We start from the raw sequence: 233 nt of genomic DNA on the forward strand, positions 1-233 counted from the left end.
GTGCCGCCGAACGTGGTGTTGGTCATGACGTTGTACAGTTCCTGGCCCAATGCATTGTATTCAGCTTGCATGGCGGTCTTGTCGTTGGCGGTCGACGAGGCATCGGCTGCCTGGGTTGCCAGATCCTTCATGCGCACCAGCATGTTGGTCACTTCAGCGAACGCGCCTTCTGCCGTTTGCAGCATCGAGGTGCTGTTTTGCGTGTTGTTCATCGCAACGGTCATGCCGCTGGT

Annotated in this window: 1 protein-coding gene; it reads right to left on the bottom strand. The window is 57.5% G+C overall.

Features of this window, described 5'->3' with window-relative positions; translation table 11 throughout:
* Positions 1–233, bottom strand: a 233-nt coding sequence (locus tag V3C40_RS28315; protein ID WP_442907326.1) for a flagellin N-terminal helical domain-containing protein, incomplete at both ends; no start/stop codon positions are given.

It is taken from the genome of Janthinobacterium sp. LS2A (genome assembly GCF_036543145.1).
GTDB classification, from domain to species: Bacteria; Pseudomonadota; Gammaproteobacteria; order Burkholderiales; family Burkholderiaceae_D; genus Janthinobacterium; species Janthinobacterium aestuarii.